Below are 17,822 nucleotides of genomic sequence, written 5' to 3'. Positions count from 1 at the left end.
GGTTGACTTCATCGTTCAACGACTTGCATTTGGACCGACCCCCTTGACCACAACGCCCCCCTCAGGGGGTGGCGTGGCCGTTCGACTGGAGTTGCACGTGGCCGGGCGCATCGAAGACTACGCACTCATCGGAGACATGCAGACCGCCGCACTGGTCTGCCGGGACGGCACAGTCGACTGGCTGTGCCTGCCCCGCTTCGACTCGCACGCCATCTTCGCGGGCCTGCTCGGCACGGAGGATCACGGCTTCTGGCGCCTGGGCCCCGCCCATCCCGCCGAATCCGCTCCCCCGCCGGCCACCCGGCGCACCTACCGGGGCGACTCGCTGATCCTGGAGTCCGAGTGGGAGACCCCGCGCGGCACGGTCCGGGTCACCGACTTCATGCCCCCGCGCGACGGAGCGCCCCAGCTCATCCGCATCGTCGAGGGCGTCTCGGGGCGCGTGCCGATGCGCTCGGCGCTGCGCATGCGCTTCAGCTACGGCCGGATCGTCCCCTGGGTCCACAAGCACGAGGGCCGCACGGTCGCCGTCGCGGGCCCCGACTCGGTGTGGTTCGACACGACCGCACAGACGTACGGCAAGCAGCTCACGACGTACTCGGACTTCACGGTCGCGCCGGGCGACCGGATCGCGTTCACGATCTCCTGGGAGCCCTCGCACAAGCAGCCCCCGCCGCTCCCCGAGCCGGAGGCGTCGCTGGAGGCGACCGAGGAGTTCTGGCGCGAGTGGGTCGCGCAGTGCACGTACCACGGCCCCTACCGCGAGGCCGTGATCCGCTCGCTGATCACGCTGAAGGCGCTCACGTACGCGCCCACCGGCGGGATCGTCGCCGCGCCCACCACCTCGCTGCCGGAGGACATCGGCGGCGTCCGCAACTGGGACTACCGCTACACGTGGCTGCGCGACGCCGCGATCACCCTCTCCTCGCTGCTGCGCACCGGCTACCGCGACGAGGCGCGCGCCTGGCGCGAATGGCTCCTGCGGGCCGTCGCCGGCGACCCGGAGAACCTCCAGATCATGTACGGCATCGCGGGCGAGCGCGAGCTCGGCGAGGCGGAGCTCGACTGGCTGCCGGGGTACGAGAAGTCGGCGCCGGTCCGCGTCGGCAACGGCGCCGCGCACCAGCTCCAGCTGGACGTGTACGGCGAGGTCACCGAGGCCCTGCACCTCGGCCACATGACCGGCCTCGCCCGCAACGACTACGCCTCCCTGCTCCAGCTCAAACTGATCCGCTACCTGGAGGACCACTGGAACGTGCCGGACGAGGGCATCTGGGAGGTCCGCGGCCCGCGCCGGCACTTCGTGCACTCCAAGGTCATGGCCTGGGTCGCCGTCGACCGCACGATCAAGCTCATCGAGTCCGGCGACGCGGACGGGCCCCTGGAGCGCTGGCGCGAGCTGCGCGACGACATCCACCGGGACGTCTGCGAGAAGGGGTACGACAAGGAGCGCAACACCTTCACGCAGTCCTACGGCTCGAAGGAACTCGACGCCTCGCTCCTCCTGATCCCCCAGATGGGCTTCCTGCCGCCCGACGACAAGCGCGTGATCGGCACGATCGAGGCGATCCAGCGCGAACTGTCCACGCCGGACGGCTTCATCCTGCGCTACCCGACCTCCGGCGGCGACGAGGGCGTCGACGGCCTCCCCGGCGACGAGGGCGCGTTCCTGGCGTGCTCGTTCTGGATGGCGGACGACCTCGCGATGATCGGCCGCGTGGACGAGGCCCGCAAGCTCTTCGAGAAGCTCCTCGCCCTGCGCAACGACCTCGGCCTCCTCGCGGAGGAGTGGGACCCCCGCCTCAAGCGCCAGGTCGGCAACTTCCCGCAGGCCTTCAGCCACGTCCCCCTCATCGACACGGCCCTGCGCCTGACGGCATCGGGCGCGTACGGCGGCTGACCCCGTGCCCAAGGACCAGGTCGCACAGCGGCTCCTGCACCTCGCCCGCCAGGACCCCGCGATCACGGGAGCCGCCTTCACCGGCTCCCACGCCACGGGCCACGCCGACGCGTGGTCCGACCTCGACCTGGTCCTCGCGGTCCACGGCGACCGCACACCGGTCGTCGCCGCGTGGACGGCCCGCCTGTACGCCGACTTCGACGCCCTCCACCACTGGGACCTCGGCACGATCCGCGTCTTCCTCCTCCCCGGCTGGACGGAGGTCGACATCACGTTCGCCCCGGAGGCGGAGTTCGGCCCACGAGGCCCGCAGTGGCGCACGCTCTTCGGGAGTACGAGGGTGCTGGAGCCGTTCGGCGACCCGGACCCGGCGCACCTGATCGGCCTGTCCTGGCATCACGCCCTCCACGCGCGCGTGTGCGTGGAGCGGGGCCGGTCCTGGCAGGCCGCACACTGGATCGGCGCGCTACGGGCCCACCTGATCACCCTCGCGTGTCTCCGGCAGGGGGTTCCCGCGGCGCACGCCAAGGGGGCGCACCTGGTGGACCTCGCCCTGGAGCCGACGCTCGTGCGCTCCCTGGGCGCGGAGGAACTGCTCAGGGCGCTGGGGGCGGCGGTGAGGCTGCTGGCGGCCGAGGTCGGGCACTGGGACGCGGGGCTCGCGGAGCGGTTGGGGCCGGCGCTGGAGGAGCTGGCCGCCCGGTAGGGGGGTGCCGGCGGTGGTCATGGCCGTACGCCAGCGCCCGCCGTCCCAGGTAGCGTCCCCGTATGGACACCCCTGTCGATCACATCACCGTGCGCCGTGCCCTGGAGCTGCCCGGGCTGCGCAGGGGGCTGCCCGAGGTCCTCGCGGGGGCGGAGGCGCTGGACCGGGGGGTGCGGTGGGTGCATGCCGGTGAGGTGCCGCACATCGCCTCGCTCCTCAAGGGCGGCGAGCTGCTCCTCACCACCGGGTACGGCCTCGGCACCCGCCCCGCCGAGCAGCGCGCGTTCGTCCGCACCCTCGCGGAGCGGGGCATCGCCGCGCTCGTGGTCGAACTGGGGCCCCGTTTCACCCGGTTGCCGGCCGCGCTGATCGAGACGGCGCGTACGTCGGGGCTGCCGCTGGTCCAACTCCACCGCGAGGTGGCCTTCGTGACGGTCACCGAGGAGATCCACACGGAGATCGTGAACGGTCACTACGCGCTGCTCCAGCGGGCGGAGGAGGTGCACCGGCGCTGCACGGACGCGTTGCTGGGCGGAGGGGGGATTCCTCACGTCCTCGGCATCCTCGGGGAGTTCAGCGACAACCCGGTGTTCCTGGAGACGGCCGAGGGACACCTGCTGTACGCGGCGGGGGCGGGCCCCGAGGGGGCTGATCCGCTCCAGGTGTGGGAACGGCTGCGGGGACCGGGCCGGGAGGCGCCGTCGGGGACGGTGGTGGTGGACGTGCCGGGCGGGTCCGGGGCCGGCTCGACGCTGAGGGCCGGGCGGAGCGGCGGTGGACCGGGGGCCGGGTGGGCCGGTTCGCCGCCGGGGAGCGGGAGCGTCGGTGCGGCCGGTTCGGAGGCGGTCGGCGGTGGTGGCAGGGCCGGCTCCGTCGGGGGCACCGGCGGCGCTGCGGTGCGTGCCCGGCTCGTCCTGCTTCCCGTGCGCGCCCCCCTCACCCCCGTACACCGCATCGCCGCCGAACGCGCCGCGGGCATCCTCGCGGTCGTCCTGATGCAGGCGCGGCAGGAGGAGGAGCTGGCGGCGCGCGGGCGGGGAGATTTCCTCAGCGACCTCGCGGAGGGGCGGATCGGCGCGGAGGACGCGCCGGCCCAGGCGAGGGTGCTGGGGTTCAAGCCCGGCGCCGGGCCCCTGCTGCCGGTCGTGATGCGCCTCGGTGACCCCGGGGCGCTCACGGCGAGGGCGCTCGCGGAGGAACTGGCGTCGCTGGGCGTCCCGGTGCTGCTCGGCGTGCGTCCCGTGGAGGGGCGTGTCCTGGTCCTCCTGGGCCTGCGCCCGGAACAGGACCGCGCGGCGCTGGCCGACCGGGCGGCAGCCGCCCTCCACGCCGGGGCGGACCGAGCGGGTACCCGGCGCCCGGGTTCCCCGCCGCCGGTCGTCGTCGTGGGAGTCCCCGGCACCTGGGCAGCGGCGGCGGCCGGCCTCCACCACGCGACCGAGGCGGCGACAGCGGCCCAGGGCCTCCCGCCCCAACCCTGGTACGACGCCCGCCACTTGGACACGGACCTGTTGCTGTGGCGACTGCGGGACCACCCGGACCTGGCGGCGTTCGTGACGAGAGCGATCGGCGCCCTCCGGTCCCACGACGCCAGAGCCAAGCCGCCTCTGCTCCCCACGCTGGAGACGTACTTGGCGCACGCGGGCAGGAAGGCGGAGACGGCGAGGGAACTCCACCTGAACCGCCAGACGCTGTACAACCGCCTCGCGAAGATCGGCGAGTTGCTGGGGACGGACCTGGAGGACCCGCGGACGGTACTGACCCTGAGCCTGGCCCTCAGGGCACGACGGTACGTGTCATGAGCGGCTACCCGATGGGCCGAGGCTGGGTCAACTCGTCGTAGACGCTCAGCACTTGAGCCACCGTCTCGTCCTCCGTGGGCCAGCTCCCCACCTGCCGCTCCCCCGACTCCCGCAGGGCGTCCCGCCGTTCCGCGTCCCCCAGCAGCCGCACCACGGCCCCCGCCAACGCCTCCGCGTCTCCCGCGGCCACCAACTCCGCCGCGTCCCCCACGAGTTCCCGCACCCCGCCGGTCAGCGGAGCGACCAGCGGCACCCCGGCCCGCAACGCTTCCTGCGCGAAGACGGACCGGGACTCGTCGGCCCCCGGCAGCAGCGCCAGATCGGCCGCCCCCAGCAGTTCGGGAACGTCGTCCCGGCGCCCGACGAGCAGTACGGGCAGCCCTTCCCGGTCGATCCGCGCCTGCAACTCCCCGCGCGACGGCCCCTCTCCGGCGACGACGACGAGCGGCACGGGATCGAGGAACCGCCAGGACCGGGCCGCGTCGAGCAGCACCTCGTACCCCCGATACCGGTCGAGCGATCCGACGGCGAGCAGCAACGGCCGCTCGCCGACCCCGAGTTCGGCCCGCACCTTGTCCCCCGGCAGCACACCGCAGGCCCGCTGCCCCGGCAGGGACACGGCCGCGAGCCGGGCGTCCCGGGCCCCCGTGCGCCGAGCCCGGTCGACGAGGTCGGAGGTGGTCCCCAGCACGACGGTGGCCGCCTTGACGACACGCCGCTCCAGCACGCGCAGCAGATGCGCGCGGGCCCCCTCGGCGCGGGCCCCGTTGTGCCAGGTGACGATCAGCGGCGTACGGCGTCCGCTGAGCGCGAGGACGGCCCGGAACGAGGCGTGCAGCCCATGCGCGTGCACCAGGTCGGCGTCGGAGCAGGCGGCCCGCAGCGCGGCCACCGACCCCGGATCGCTGCTGCGCGGCACGGGCACGTGGTCCGCGCCGGCGCCGGAGAAGTCGTAGGCGTGATCGGACTCGGAGGGGGCGCACACCGTGACCCGTACGCCCCGTGCGACGAGCCCGGCGGTCAGCGAGCGCACGTGCGCGCTGCTGCCGGCGTTGCCGCCGCCGAGCACCTGCACGGTGCGCAGCGGCGCCTGGCCCTGGGACGAAGGGCTGCTCACGTGGCTCACGTGGCCGGAACTCCTGGTTCGGCGGGGGACGGTCACGGAGAAACGTACCGAAGGAACACGCGGAGACCCGCCCCGCGCACCTTCCTCCGTGTCCTCCAAGGATGCCAGCACGTACGGGTGTTCCGGACCGCCCGGCGGCCGTGGACCCCCGCACCTGAGCCCTCTTGTCACCCACATGAGTGACGCCGTCCGGTTACGTACGAACAACCTCTCCACGGGTCGAGAACTTCGCACACCCGGCCGTCACAGCACCCCCGGACGACCCGCACATCACCCGTCCGGCCGACAAGGCCCGGGGGCGCGCCCCGTACGGAACGCGCCCCCGCGAGACCCTCTACGCGTCCGCGCGAGCCGTCGCCAGGAGTTCCTCCGCGTGCGCCCGGGCCGTCTGCGAGTCCTCCTGCCCGGCGAGCATCCGGGACAGCTCCCGGATCCGCTCCTCGCCCTCCAGGACCTTCACGCCGGAGCGGGTGACGGACCCGTCGTTGGTCTTCTCGACCAGCAGCTGCCGGTCGGCGAAGGCCGCGACCTGCGGGAGGTGGGTGACGACGACGACCTGCGCGGACTTGGCGAGCTTGGCGAGCCGCCGGCCGATCTCGACGGCCGCCTTGCCGCCGACGCCGGCGTCGACCTCGTCGAAGAGGTACGTGGGGACGGGGTCCGTGCCGGCGAACACGACCTCGACCGCGAGCATCACGCGCGACAGCTCACCGCCGGACGCGCCCTTGGCGATGGGCCGGGGCGGGGCGCCGGGGTGCGGGGCGAGCAGCAGCTCGACCTCGTCCGCGCCGGAGGGTCCGTACGCGACCCTCCGGCCGCCGACCTCGACGCCCTCGGGGTCCTCGGTCTGGCGGATCGCGAACGACACGCGCGCGTGCGGCATCGCGAGGGAGGCCAGTTCGGCGGTGACGGCGGCGGCGAAGCGGTCGGCGGCCTCGGTGCGGGCGTCGGTCAACGCCTGGGCGAGGGCGCCGAGTCCGGTGCGCAGGGCGTCGCGTTCGGCGGTGAGTTCCGCGATGCGTTCGTCGTCGGAGTCGAGTTCGGTGAGGCGGGCGGCGCTCGTCTCGGCCCACTCCAGGACGGCGTTCACGTCCGCGCCGTACTTGCGGGTCAGGGCGGTGAGGGCGGCGCGGCGCTCCTCCACGGCCGCCAGGCGCCGGGGGTCGGCGTCCAGGTCGTCGGCGTACCCGGCGAGTTCGCCCGCCACGTCGCCGAGGAGGATGCCGATCTCGCCGATGCGGTCCGCGAGCGCGGCCAGCGCCGGGTCGTGCGAGCGGACGGCCTCCAGGGCGCGCTGGGCGCCCGCCACGAGGGTCGCCGCGTCGATGCCCTCCGGGTCCTCGGGGTTGCCGGCGAGGGCGGCGTGGGCGAGGGTCGCGGCCGAGGACAGCGCCTCGGCGTGCCCGAGCCGCTCCGCCTCTTCGGCGAGCTCGACGTCCTCCCCGGCGCGGGGCTCGACCCCGGCGATCTCCTCCAGCCCGAAGCGCAGCAGATCGGCTTCCTGAGCCCTCTCCCGCGCGCGCGTGGTGATCTCGTCCAGCTCGGCGGCGACCGCCCGCAGCCGCCGGTACGCCTCGCCGTACTTGGCGAGCTGCCCGGCCACGGCGTCACCGGCGTACCGGTCGAGCGCCGCCCGCTGCCGGGTGAGCTTCAGCAGGCCCTGCTGATCGGTCTGCCCGTGCACGGCGACCAGTTCATCGGCCAGCTCGGCCAGCACCCCCACGGGCACGCTCCGCCCGCCGACGTGCGCCCGCGACCGGCCCTCCGCCGAAACGGTACGGCTGATGAGCAGCGCCCCGTCGTCCAGCTCGGCCCCCGCCTCCTCGGCCCTGAGGGCGACGGCGGCCCCCGAGGGCAGGGAGATCCGCCCCTCGACGACGGCCCGCTCGGCCCCGATCCGCACCAGCGCCGGATCCGCCCTCCCACCGAGCAGCAGACCCAGGCTGGTGACCACCATGGTCTTCCCCGCCCCGGTCTCCCCGGTCACGGCAGTGAACCCGGACGACAACTCGACAACCGCGTCGTCGATGACTCCGAGGGACCGTATCCGCATCTCTTCCAGCACGCAGAAGACCATACGAGGTGGACCGGGAAGAGCGCGAGGCACCCTTGTCACCCGGGCGGGTGGAGGTGGGGGACGCGTGAAGACGGTCCCGCGCGAACCGCCTAGTGCGGCGCCCCCCGCCACCCGGAGACCGGCAGCGCGAACTTCGCCACCAGCCGGTCCGTGAACGACGCGTGGTGCAGCCGGGCCAGCCGCACCGGAACGGCCCCCCGCCGGACCTCCACCCGGGCCCCCGGCGGCAGTTCGACCGTCCGGCGGCCGTCGCACCACAGGACCCCCGGCGGGATGTGCGGGAGGACCTCCACAGCCAGCACCGAATCCGGCGAGGTCACCAGCGGCTTGGCGAACAGCGCGTGCGCGCTGATCGGCACCATCAGCAGCGCCTCGACCTCGGGCCAGACCACAGGGCCCCCGGCGGAGAAGGCGTACGCGGTGGACCCGGTCGGCGTGGACAGGCAGATGCCGTCGCAGCCGAACCCCGTCACCGGCCGCCCGTCGATCTCCAGGACGACTTCGAGGAGCTTCTCCGCCCCGGCCTTCTGGACGGCCGCCTCGTTCAGCGCCCAGTCCGTGTGCACGATGTCCCCGTTGCTGTGCACGACGACGTCGACGGTCATCCGCTCCTCGACCTCGTACGCCCGGGTCACCACCCGGTCGACGACCTTGTCGAGGTCGTCCCGCTCGGCCTCCGCGAGGAACCCCACGCTCCCGAGGTTGACGCCGAGCATGGGCACCCCGGACGCGCGGGCGAACTCGGCGCCGCGCAGCAGCGTCCCGTCCCCGCCGAGGACGATGAGCAGCTCGCACCCTTCGAGGCACTGCGGAGTGGCCTCGCCGACCAGCTCGACCTCGGCGGGCAACGGCAGGTCACGCGCCTCGTACTCCAGGACCCGCACCCCGATCCCGGACCGCAGCAGCCCCTTCACGACGAGCTCGGCGCTGCGGATGGCGGCGGGCCGCCCCGTGTGCGCGAGCAGGAAAACAGTACGACCTGAGTTCTGGGTCACCGCGGCCCCTCCGCCACTGCACGATCGACATCGGCCGGGTCCAGGGCGGGCGCCCCGGCACGCAGCCACAGAAAGTATTCGACATTCCCGGAGGGCCCGGGCAGCGGACTCGCGGTGACCCCGTTCACCCCGAGCCCGAGCTCGGCGGCGCGCGCCGCCACCCCCCGCACGGCTTCGGCCCGCAGTTCGGGACTGCGGACGACGCCCCCGCTGCCGAGCCGTTCCTTCCCCACCTCGAACTGCGGCTTGACCATCATCACCAGGTCGGCGCCGGGTTTCGCGCACCGCGCCAGCGCGGGCAGCACGAGCCCGAGCGGGATGAAGGACAAGTCCCCCACGACTAGATCCACAGGCTCCCCATCGATCGCTTCAAGCGTCAACTCGCGTACGTTCGTACGGTCCTTGACGGTGACGCGTTCATCGCTCCGGAGAGACCACGCGAGTTGTCCGTATCCGACGTCGACGGCGACGACGTGCGCGGCCCCGGCCCGCAGCAGCACATCGGTGAACCCGCCGGTGGAGGCGCCCGCGTCGAGCGCGCGCCGCCCCTCCACGACGAGCCCCCGCGGCACGAACACCGACAGCGCGCCCGCGAGCTTGTGCCCGCCCCGGGACACGTACTCGGGATCGCCCTCGTCGGCCTGCACGACGATCGCCGCCGCCGTCTCCACCTGCGTCGCCGGTTTCGTCGCGACGGTCTTGCCGACCGTCACCCGCCCCGCCGCGATCAGCTGACTGGCGTGCTCCCGCGACCGCGCCAGCTTCCGCCGCACCAGCTCCGCGTCCAACCGTCGACGCGCGACTCCTGCCACCTGGGTCCCACTCCTAGTTCACGTACGGCGTTGAGGGCCCCGGAGGACCCGGGCGGGCGTCGAGCGCGGTGAGCGCGTCGCGCAGCCCCCGGTGTACATCCTCGTACACCTCGATGTGCCCCTCGGTCGCGAGGTGCTCGGTGTCGGTGAGCCGGTCGAGGAGGGTGTCGACCTCGGGGTTCCCGGTGGGCGCGCGGCCGTCGGCGGCTTCGTTCATGCCCCGACGCTACCCCGGGCCGCCGGTGTACCGTCGATCATGATGGCCACGATCGAGGAGTGCCGTACGGCACTGGAGAAGCTCGCGCAGAACATGCGCGGCGCCGACGGCGACGTACGCGCCGCGGCGAGCATGGAACGCACGGTGAGCTGCCGTATCACCGACCTGGACGTCACGTTCGCCGGCCGGATGACCGGCGGCGCGATCGTGGTGGACGACGTCGCGCCCGGCCCACCCGCCGGGAAGGCGCAGATCAGGCTCACCATGACCGGCGACGACCTGGTCGCGATGGTCGCCGGTGAGCTGAACTTCGCGAAGGCGTGGGGCTCGGGCCGGGTGAAGCTGGAGGCGGGCTTCCGCGACCTGCTGAGCCTCAGGAAGCTGCTGTAGCGGCCTTCGTACGGGCCTGGCGGGCGGCCGGCACGACCAGCGGCGTACCCGTCTCCGGATCGTCGATGACCTGGCAGCGCAGCCCGAACACCTCCTCGACGAGCCCCGCCGTGACGATGTCGCCGGGCGCGCCCTCCGCGATGACCTGCCCGCCCTTGAGCGCGATCAGGTGGGTCGCGTAGCGCGCGGCGTGGTTGAGGTCGTGCAGGACCGCGACGAGCGTGCGCCCCTGCTCCTCGTGGAGCTGCGCACACAGGTCGAGGACGTCGATCTGGTGCTGGATGTCCAGGTACGTCGTCGGCTCGTCGAGCAGCAGCAGCGGCGTCTGCTGCGCGAGCGCCATCGCGATCCACACGCGCTGCCGCTGCCCGCCGGACAACTCGTCGACGTACCGCTCCGCGAGCTCCGCGACACCGGTCTGCTCCATCGACTCCCGCACGACACGCTCGTCCTCCGTGGACCACTGCCGCAGGATGCCCTGATGGGGATAACGGCCCCGCCCCACGAGATCCCCGACGGTGATCCCGTCCGGCGCGATCGACGACTGCGGCAGCAGGCCGAGGGTACGCGCGACCTTCTTCGCCGGCATCGACTGGATCACCTGCCCGTCGAGCAGCACACGGCCCTGCTGGGGCTTCAGCATCCGCGAGAGCGCGCGCAGGAGCGTGGACTTGCCGCAGGCGTTCGGGCCGACGATGACCGTGAACGACCGGTCCGGTATCTCCACGGAGAGCTGTTCCGCGATGACCCGCTGGTCGTAGGCGAGGGTGACGTTCTCGGCGGAGAGGCGGTTCACGGTGCTCCTTGGGGGGTCTGGGGTGCCGAGGGCGCGGCGGGGGTGGCGCTGGGGGCGGGGGCTTCGTGCCGGGGGCGGGGTGGGTGGTCGTACGATCCGGTCATATGCGGCCCGCCTTGCGTTCCGTGACCAGCAGCCACAGGAGGTACACGCCGCCGAGGACGCCCGTGACCACGCCGACCGGCAACTGGCCGTCGCCGAAGAGGCGTTGGGAGGCCCAGTCGGCGGTGACGAGGAGGGCGGCGCCCATGCAGAGGGACGGGACGAGGTTGGGGCCCGGGGAGCGGGTCAGGCGGCGGGCGAGCTGGGGGGCGGTGAGCGCTACGAAGCCGACGGGGCCCGCGGCGGCGGTCGCGGCGGCGGTGAGCAGGACGGCGGAGACCATCAGGAGCATCCGTACGCGTTCCACCCGTACCCCGAGCGCGTTCGAGACGTCGTCGCCCATCTCCATCATGCGCAGCCCGCGCGCGTTGGCCAGCACGAGCGGCACCAGGGCGCAGACCAGCGCGAGCAGCGGCCAGACCTGCTTCCAGTCCCGCCCGTCGAGGGTCCCGGTCATCCAGACGACGGCCCGCGCGGCGTCCACGATGTCGGCCTTGGTGATGAGGTAGCCGTTGACGGCGGTCGCCACGGCGGAGACGCCGATCCCGACGAGGACGAGCCGGTAGCCGTGCACGCCCCGCTTCCACGCGAGCAGGTAGATCAGCGCCCCGGTGACCAGCCCGCCGACCAGTGCTCCCAGCGTGACCTGCGTGGTCGACCCGGAGAACAGCACGATCACGACCAGCGCCCCGGCGGTCGCCCCCTGGCTCAGCCCGAGGACGTCGGGACTGCCCAGCGGGTTGCGCGACACGGCCTGGAACAGCGCCCCGCCGAGCCCGAGCGACGCCCCGACCAGCAGCCCGACCAGGACACGCGGCAGCCGCAGGTCGTGGACGATGAACTCCTGCCCCGGATTCCCGTCCCCGAACAGCACCTTGAGGACGTCGGACGCGGGGATCGGGAAGTCGCCGGTGCCGATGAGGACGACGCTCGCGGTGAGCGCAGCCAGCAGCAGGAGGAGGGTGACGGTCAGGGCGCGGGGGTCGAGACGGACGGAGAGGCGACCGGCGCGCAGGGCACGGGGTGCGCGGGGCGTAGGGCTCTTGAGCGTCGTCGTCTTCACAGCTGGGCCGTCCTCCGCCGCCGTACGAGAAAGACGAACACCGGCCCGCCGACGATCGCCGTGATGATCCCGACCTGCACCTCGGAGGGCCGCGCGACGACCCGGCCGAGCACGTCGGAGCCCAGCAGCAGGACGGGCGACAGGACCGCCGCGTACGGCATGATCCAGCGCAGGTCGGGGCCGGTGAACGAGCGCACGGCGTGCGGGACCATCAGGCCCACGAACGCGATCGGACCGCACGCCGCGGTGGCCGCCCCGCACAGCACGGTCGCCGCGAGCATCGACAGCGCGCGCGTACGGCCCAGGTTCGCGCCGAGCGCCTTCGCGGTGTCGTCGCCCATCGCCACGGCGTTGAGGGGGCGGGCGAGCGCGAAGGCAAGGAGTGTGCCGACGGCGAGGAAGGGCAGTACCTGGCGGATCGTCTCGTCCGAGGCGCTGGAGAGCGAGCCGACGGTCCAGAAGCGCATCCGCGCGAGCGCCGCCTCGTCCATGATCATGACGGCCTGGAGGTAGCCGTACAGCGCCGCCGTGATCGCCGTCCCGGCGAGCGCGAGCCGCACCGGGGTGGCCCCCCGGCTGCCGCCCAGGAACCAGACGAGCGCGCCGACCGCCGCCGCGCCGAGGAACGCGAACCACACGTAGCCGCTCAGGCTGGTGACGCCGAGGAAGGTGATCGCGGTGACCACGGCGGCCGAGGCGCCCGCGTTGATGCCGAGCAGGCCGGGGTCGGCGAGCGGGTTGCGGGTCAGCGCCTGGAGCACGGCTCCGGCGAGGCCCAGCGCGGCGCCGGCCAGGAGGCCGAGGAGCGTCCGCGAGAGGCGGTCGCCGACGACGACGTCCGCGTAGTTCCCGGAGTCCTGGAACAGGCCGTGCCAGACCTGCCCGAGGGACAGCTCCTTCGCGCCGATGGCGATACTCGCGACGGCGACCGCCACGAGAAGCGACGCCGAGAGCACGAGCCCTAGGGAGCGCGCCCCACGCCCGCTTCGGGGTGGGGAGACCGCCTGTTCCGGAACACTGTCGACCAACACGGAAGTTAGGTTAGCCTACCCTGCCATGCGCTCCGCTGGGTGCCGACCGAGGGCGGCTCCGGCGGCTGCATCGCCCGTCCGCCCGGTGACAGCGCCTCAGACGCCCAGCCGCGCCAGCGCCTTCCCCCCGTCCAGCTCGCAGGAGCCCTCGCCCGCCGCCGTCCACGCCGCCGCGCACAGCGCGCGCAGGCCGTCCAACGCATCGCCCTCGCCGGTGAGTTCGAGGTGGCCGCCCGCTGTCGCCGTCCAGCCTCCGCAGCGGAAGCCCGGGCCGTCCGGGACGACCTCCGGCTGGCCCGTGAGGAGGCCGCGCAGGTCGCGGTCCACGTACGTCGGGCGGTGGTGCGGCGGGGCGGCGAGGAGCTGGGCGCCGTCCGTCACACCGGTCAGGACGAGGAGGGAGTCGACCTCGCCGTTGAACGCGCCCTCGATGTCCGTGTCGAGACGGTCCCCGACGACCAACGGCCGCCGCGCGCCCGTACGCAGGATCGTCTCCCGGTGCATCGGAGGCAGCGGCTTGCCCGCCACCTGCGGCTCCGCGCCGGTCGCGATCCGCACGACCTGGACGGCCGCGCCGTTGCCCGGCGCGATCCCACGCCCGCTGGGGATCGTCAGGTCCGTGTTGGACGCGAACCACGGCACCCCGCGCGCAATCGCGTACGACGCCTCCGCGAACCGCCCCCACGGCAGCTCCGGGCCGCCGTACCCCTGGACGACGGCCACGGGATCGTCGTCCGCCGACTCGACCGGCACGAGCCCGCGCTCGCGCAGCGCGACCCGCAGCCCCTCGCCGCCGATGACCAGCACGCGCGCGCCCGCGGGAACCTGCTCGCTGATCAGCCGGGCGACGGCCTGCGCGGACGTGATGACGTCCTCCGCGGCGGTGTCGATCCCCAGCTCCGTCAGGTGGCCCGCGACCGTGTCCGGCGTCCGCAGAGCGTTGTTCGTCACGTACGCCAGGCGCATGCCCCCCGCACGGGCGCTGTGCAGCGACTCCAAGGCGTACTCGATGGCGTTCCCTCCCGCGTACACCACCCCGTCGAGATCCAGCAGCGCCGTGTCGTACGCCTCGCTCAGGGCCTGCTCACTGCCGTCCGGAACCCTCCGCACGCCCTGCCCCATACCCCACGCTCCTCGTTCGCTCGCCTTTCCTCCGATCATCCCCCATGCCACTGACAGCCGTACGATGCCCTGATGAACACAGCAGGTCACTCGCAGGCAACGGCGCCCCGAGGTCTGGAACTCACCCCGTTCCGAGGACTTCGCTACGACCCCGACCGGGTCGGCGGGCTCGCCGCGGTCACCTCACCGCCGTACGACGTCGTCGTCCGCCCGGACGGTCTGCACGAACTGCACGACGCCGACCCGCACAACATCGTCCGCCTGATCCTCCCGCAGGCCACCACCCCGCGCGCGCGGGGCGAACAGGCCGCCGCGACCCTGCGCGCGTGGCTCACCGAGGGCATCCTCACCCCCGACCCGGCCCCGGCCCTGTACGTCTACGAGCAGCGCCACGCGGACGGCATGCTCCAGCGCGGCCTGATCGGCACCCTGCGCGTCTCGGAGCCCTCCGAGGGCGTCGTCCTGCCCCACGAGGACGTCATGCCGCACGTCGTCGCCGACCGCGCGGCCCTCATGCGCGCGACCCAGGCCAACCTGGAACCGCTCCTGCTCACCTACCGGGGCGACGGCGGCCCGACGGCGGACCTCGTCGAGCGGACGGCGGCCCGCGCGCCCCTGCTGGCGACCACCACGGACGACGGCTACCACCACCGCCTGTGGCAGATCACCGACCCCGCCGAGGTCGCCGGCGTCCAGGCCGACCTGGCCCGCCACCAGGCGCTGATCGCCGACGGCCACCACCGCTGGGCGACGTACCTCATGCTCCGCGCGGAGCAGCCCTCCCCCGGCCCCTGGGACCACGGACTGGTCCTCCTCGTCGACACGGCCCGCTATCCCCTGCGCGTGCGCGCGATCCACCGCTACCTGCCGGACCTGCCCGTCAGCGAGGCGCTGGCAGCCCTGGACGGACGCTTCCGGGTCCAGCGGCTGGAGGGCGCGCTTCCCGAGGCGCTGGCCGCGCTGGCGGACGCCGCGTGCGCGGGGAACGCCTACCTCCTCGCGGGCGACGGCGCGCTGTGGCTCGTCGACCGGCCTGATCCGGAGCTGCTGGCACGCACCGTCCCCGCCGAGCATCCGACCGCCTGGCGCACACTCGACGCGACCGTCCTGCACGCCACCCTCCTCGCCGCCGTCTGGGACATCCCGGAGGACGATCCCGCGCGCGTGGCGTACATCCACGACACGGAGGCGACCGTGCTGAAGGCCGAGCGGGACGGAGGGACGGCGGTCCTGCTGCATCCCGTACGGGAGGAGGTCGTGCGGGAACTGGCCCGGCAGGGGGTGACGATGCCGAGGAAGTCGACGTCGTTCGGGCCGAAGCCGGCCACGGGGCTGGTGTTGCGCGCGGTGGATGTGTGAGGACCTCGACAGACGAAATGGGCCTCCTCTTTAAAAGAGGAGGCCCATTTCGATCGTCAGACGCTGTCGCCGTCAGGCGTTGTCGTCGGAGTCCTTCTTGACGTCCTTCTCGACATCGTCCTCAAGGGCCGACTCGGCTGCTACGGCCTCTTCGTCCCCTTCGGCCTCGTCGCCCTCGTCGTCCTCTTCGGCTTCCTGGGACAACGGGGTCTCGGTCGCCTCGGTCGCCTCGGGGGTCTCGGCGTCGTCGTCCGTCATGGCGTCCACGAACTCCACGCCGTCCAGCTCGGCCAGGCGGTCGGACGCGTCGGTGCTGCCGTCGCGGTCAGCCTCCACGGCCTTCGCGAACCACTCCCGCGCCTCGTCCACGCGCTCGGCCTCAAGGAGGGCGTCCGCGTACGCGTAGCGCAGGCGCGCGGTCCACGGCTGGACCGAGTTGGACGCCAGCTCGGGGCTCTGCAACGTCACGATGGCCGCGTCGAGCTGGCCCATGTCACGCCGGGCACCCGCCGCGACGAGCCGCATCTCGACCTGGCCGGCCTTGTCCAGCTTGTTGACCTCCGGGGCACCGGCCATGTCCAGCGCCTTCTCCGGCCGCCCGAGCCCGCGCTCGCAGTCGGCCATCATCGGCCACAGCTCCGTGTTCCCGGTCATCCGCCGGGCCGCCCGGAACTCGGCGAGCGCCTCGCTGTACTTCTGGTTCGCGTACGCCGCGAACCCGGCCGCCTCGCGCACGGCGGCGACCCTCGACGCCAGCCGCAGGGCGACCTTCGAGTAGCCGTACGCCTTCTCCGGCTCCTCGTCGATCAGCCGCGCCACCATCACCAGGTTCCTGGCGACGTCCTCCGCGAGCCCCTTCGGCAGGCTCAGCAGTTCCTGCCGTACGTCCTTGTCGATCTCGTCGCCCGTGACGTCGTCCGGGATCGGCAGGCGCTTGATCGGCTCGCGGTCGCGGTCGCGGTGGTCCCGGTCCCGGTCATCCCGGAAACGGCCACCGCCACGGCGGTCGTCACGCCGGTCGTCCCTGCGGTCGTCGCGGCCACGGAAGCCGCCGCCGGGCCGTCCACCGCGGTCGTCGCGACGCGGGCCGCCGTAGCCGCCACGGCCGCTGTCGCGGCGGTCGTCACGCCCACGGAAGCCACCGCGGTCGTCGTCCCGGCGGAAGGGGGGACGGTCGTTGTCGCGGCGGTCGCCCTGCGGACGGTCGTCACGGCGGTCGTCCCTGCGGAAACCGCCACGGTCGCGGTCGTCGCGCTGGAACGCGGGACGGCCACCACGGTCGTCACGCCGGGGGCCGCCGTAGCCGCCACGGTCGCCCTGGGGGCGGTCGTCACGCCGGTCGTCGCGGCGGAAGGGGGCACGGTCGTTGTCGCGGCGGTCGCCCTGCGGACGGTCGTCACGCCGGAATCCGCCACGGTCGTCCCTGCGGTCGTCACGACGGTCATCGCGCCGGTCGTTGTCACGGCGGAAGGACGGACGGTCGTCGTCACGGCGGAACGAGGGCCGGTCATCGCGCCGGCCGTAGCCGCCGCGGTCGCCCTGGGGACGGTCGTCACGGCGATCGTCGCGCCGGAAGCCACCACGGTCGTCACGTCGGTCGTTGTCACGCCGGTCGTCGCGGCGGTAGCCACCGCGGTCGTCGTCGCGCCGGAAGGGCGGACGGTCATTGTCGCGGCGGAACGAGGGACGGTCGTCGCGCCGGTCGTCACGACGGAAACCACCCCGGTCGTCACGACGGTCGCCGCCGCCCTGCGGACGGTAGCCGCCACGGTCGCGGTCGTCGCGCTGGAATGCGGGACGGCCACCCCGGTCGTCACGCCGAGGACCGCCGTAGCCGCCACGGTCACCCTGGCCCTGGGGACGGTCATCGCGACGGAAACCGCCACGGTCGTCGCGGCGGTAGCCACCGCGGTCGTCGTCGCGCCGGAAGGGCGGACGATCATTGTCACGACGGTCGTCGCGCCGGTCGTTGTCACGGCGGAACCCACCCCGGTCACCCCGGTCGCCCCGCCCGCTGTCACGTCGGTCGTCGCGGCGGAAACCGCCTCGATCGCCGCGCTCACCACGGTCGTTGCGGTCCCCACTGTCCCGTCGCCGCTGGTCGCGCTCCGGTCGGTCGTCGGGAGAGTTGGTGGACATGGGTGACTCCTGTCTTCGGTACCTCAAGCATTGTAAAAACAAAAGGACCCCTGGTCCCAGCTGAACGCTGGGACCAGGGGTCCTCCAAAGATTGTTCGGCGGCGTCCTACTCTCCCACAGGGTCCCCCCTGCAGTACCATCGGCGCTGTAAGGCTTAGCTTCCGGGTTCGGAATGTAACCGGGCG

General features: G+C 73.3%; 14 protein-coding genes, 1 rRNA gene and 2 pseudogenes. 5 read left to right on the top strand and 12 right to left on the bottom strand.

Going from position 1 to position 17,822, the window contains the following annotated elements:
* Positions 1-97: 97 nt before the first annotated feature.
* From PV682_RS36185 to PV682_RS36175, 3 genes are all read left to right on the top strand, one after another.
* Positions 98-1,900, top strand: a complete 1,803-nt coding sequence (locus PV682_RS36185; RefSeq protein ID WP_109363733.1) for a glycoside hydrolase family 15 protein — start codon at positions 98-100, stop codon at positions 1,898-1,900.
* Positions 1,901-1,904: 4 nt separating this feature from the next.
* A complete protein-coding gene (locus tag PV682_RS36180) occupies positions 1,905-2,606 on the top strand; it encodes a hypothetical protein (protein ID WP_319735991.1) in 702 nt (233 codons plus the stop codon).
* A gap of 62 nt (positions 2,607-2,668) precedes the next feature.
* Positions 2,669-4,408: a PucR family transcriptional regulator gene (locus PV682_RS36175; protein WP_319735990.1), complete on the top strand. Its 1,740-nt coding sequence runs from the start codon at positions 2,669-2,671 to the stop codon at positions 4,406-4,408.
* A gap of 4 nt (positions 4,409-4,412) precedes the next feature.
* Here PV682_RS36175 and PV682_RS36170 read toward each other — a convergent pair whose 3' ends face one another.
* From PV682_RS36170 to PV682_RS36150, 5 genes and pseudogenes are all read right to left on the bottom strand, one after another.
* Positions 4,413-5,534 (bottom strand): glycosyltransferase family 4 protein, encoded by a 1,122-nt coding sequence (locus tag PV682_RS36170; protein ID WP_319735989.1) that lies wholly within the window; start codon positions 5,532-5,534, stop codon positions 4,413-4,415.
* 334 nt (positions 5,535-5,868) lie between these two features.
* On the bottom strand, positions 5,869-7,611 hold the full coding sequence (recN, locus tag PV682_RS36165) for a DNA repair protein RecN (RefSeq protein WP_319735988.1): 1,743 nt from the start codon (positions 7,609-7,611) through the stop codon (positions 5,869-5,871).
* An 89-nt stretch (positions 7,612-7,700) separates the two neighbouring features.
* Positions 7,701-8,606 carry an NAD kinase gene (locus tag PV682_RS36160; protein WP_055721544.1) on the bottom strand — a complete coding sequence of 302 codons (906 nt, stop codon included), beginning with the start codon at positions 8,604-8,606 and terminating at the stop codon, positions 7,701-7,703.
* Complete coding sequence (locus PV682_RS36155; RefSeq protein WP_319735987.1) at positions 8,603-9,418, bottom strand: TlyA family RNA methyltransferase; 816 nt, start codon at positions 9,416-9,418, stop codon at positions 8,603-8,605. Before PV682_RS36155 ends, PV682_RS36160 begins: the two co-directional genes overlap by 4 nt.
* Positions 9,419-9,431: 13 nt before the next feature.
* Positions 9,432-9,614 (bottom strand): annotated as a pseudogene (locus PV682_RS36150) (hypothetical protein); the annotation flags it as partial.
* A 63-nt stretch (positions 9,615-9,677) separates the two neighbouring features.
* Between PV682_RS36150 and PV682_RS36145 the strand changes: the two are divergent.
* Positions 9,678-10,025 (top strand): SCP2 sterol-binding domain-containing protein, encoded by a 348-nt coding sequence (locus tag PV682_RS36145; RefSeq protein ID WP_319735986.1) that lies wholly within the window; start codon positions 9,678-9,680, stop codon positions 10,023-10,025.
* Here the strand turns inward: PV682_RS36145 and PV682_RS36140 are convergent.
* The 4 genes from PV682_RS36140 to PV682_RS36125 form a co-directional block, all read right to left on the bottom strand.
* Entirely contained in the window at positions 10,009-10,821 is an 813-nt protein-coding gene (locus PV682_RS36140) for an ABC transporter ATP-binding protein (RefSeq protein WP_319735985.1), read from the bottom strand. The two genes, PV682_RS36145 and PV682_RS36140, sit on opposite strands and share 17 nt — an antisense overlap.
* Before the next feature lie 100 nt (positions 10,822-10,921).
* Positions 10,922-11,986: a FecCD family ABC transporter permease gene (locus PV682_RS36135; protein ID WP_407705799.1), complete on the bottom strand. Its 1,065-nt coding sequence runs from the start codon at positions 11,984-11,986 to the stop codon at positions 10,922-10,924.
* A complete protein-coding gene (locus PV682_RS36130; protein WP_319735984.1) occupies positions 11,983-13,017 on the bottom strand; it encodes a FecCD family ABC transporter permease in 1,035 nt (344 codons plus the stop codon). Before PV682_RS36130 ends, PV682_RS36135 begins: the two co-directional genes overlap by 4 nt.
* Before the next feature lie 96 nt (positions 13,018-13,113).
* Complete coding sequence (locus PV682_RS36125) at positions 13,114-14,139, bottom strand: HAD hydrolase-like protein (protein WP_319735983.1); 1,026 nt, start codon at positions 14,137-14,139, stop codon at positions 13,114-13,116.
* Positions 14,140-14,211: 72 nt separating this feature from the next.
* On the opposite strand from PV682_RS36125, the gene PV682_RS36120 reads away from it, so the two are divergent.
* A complete protein-coding gene (locus PV682_RS36120) occupies positions 14,212-15,498 on the top strand; it encodes a DUF1015 domain-containing protein (RefSeq protein ID WP_319735982.1) in 1,287 nt (428 codons plus the stop codon).
* Positions 15,499-15,570: 72 nt separating this feature from the next.
* Here PV682_RS36120 and PV682_RS36115 read toward each other — a convergent pair whose 3' ends face one another.
* The 3 genes and pseudogenes from PV682_RS36115 to rrf form a co-directional block, all read right to left on the bottom strand.
* Positions 15,571-16,428, bottom strand: a complete 858-nt coding sequence (locus PV682_RS36115; protein WP_319736034.1) for a tetratricopeptide repeat protein — start codon at positions 16,426-16,428, stop codon at positions 15,571-15,573.
* 255 nt (positions 16,429-16,683) lie between these two features.
* A pseudogene (locus tag PV682_RS36110) lies at positions 16,684-17,601 on the bottom strand (hypothetical protein); the annotation flags it as partial.
* Positions 17,602-17,730: 129 nt separating this feature from the next.
* Positions 17,731-17,822 (bottom strand): 5S ribosomal RNA (gene rrf, locus PV682_RS36105); the annotation flags it as partial.

This window comes from Streptomyces niveiscabiei (genome assembly GCF_033794345.1).
Classification (GTDB): Bacteria; Actinomycetota; Actinomycetes; order Streptomycetales; family Streptomycetaceae; genus Streptomyces; species Streptomyces niveiscabiei.
This window is presented reverse-complemented; position numbering and strand designations above follow the sequence as displayed.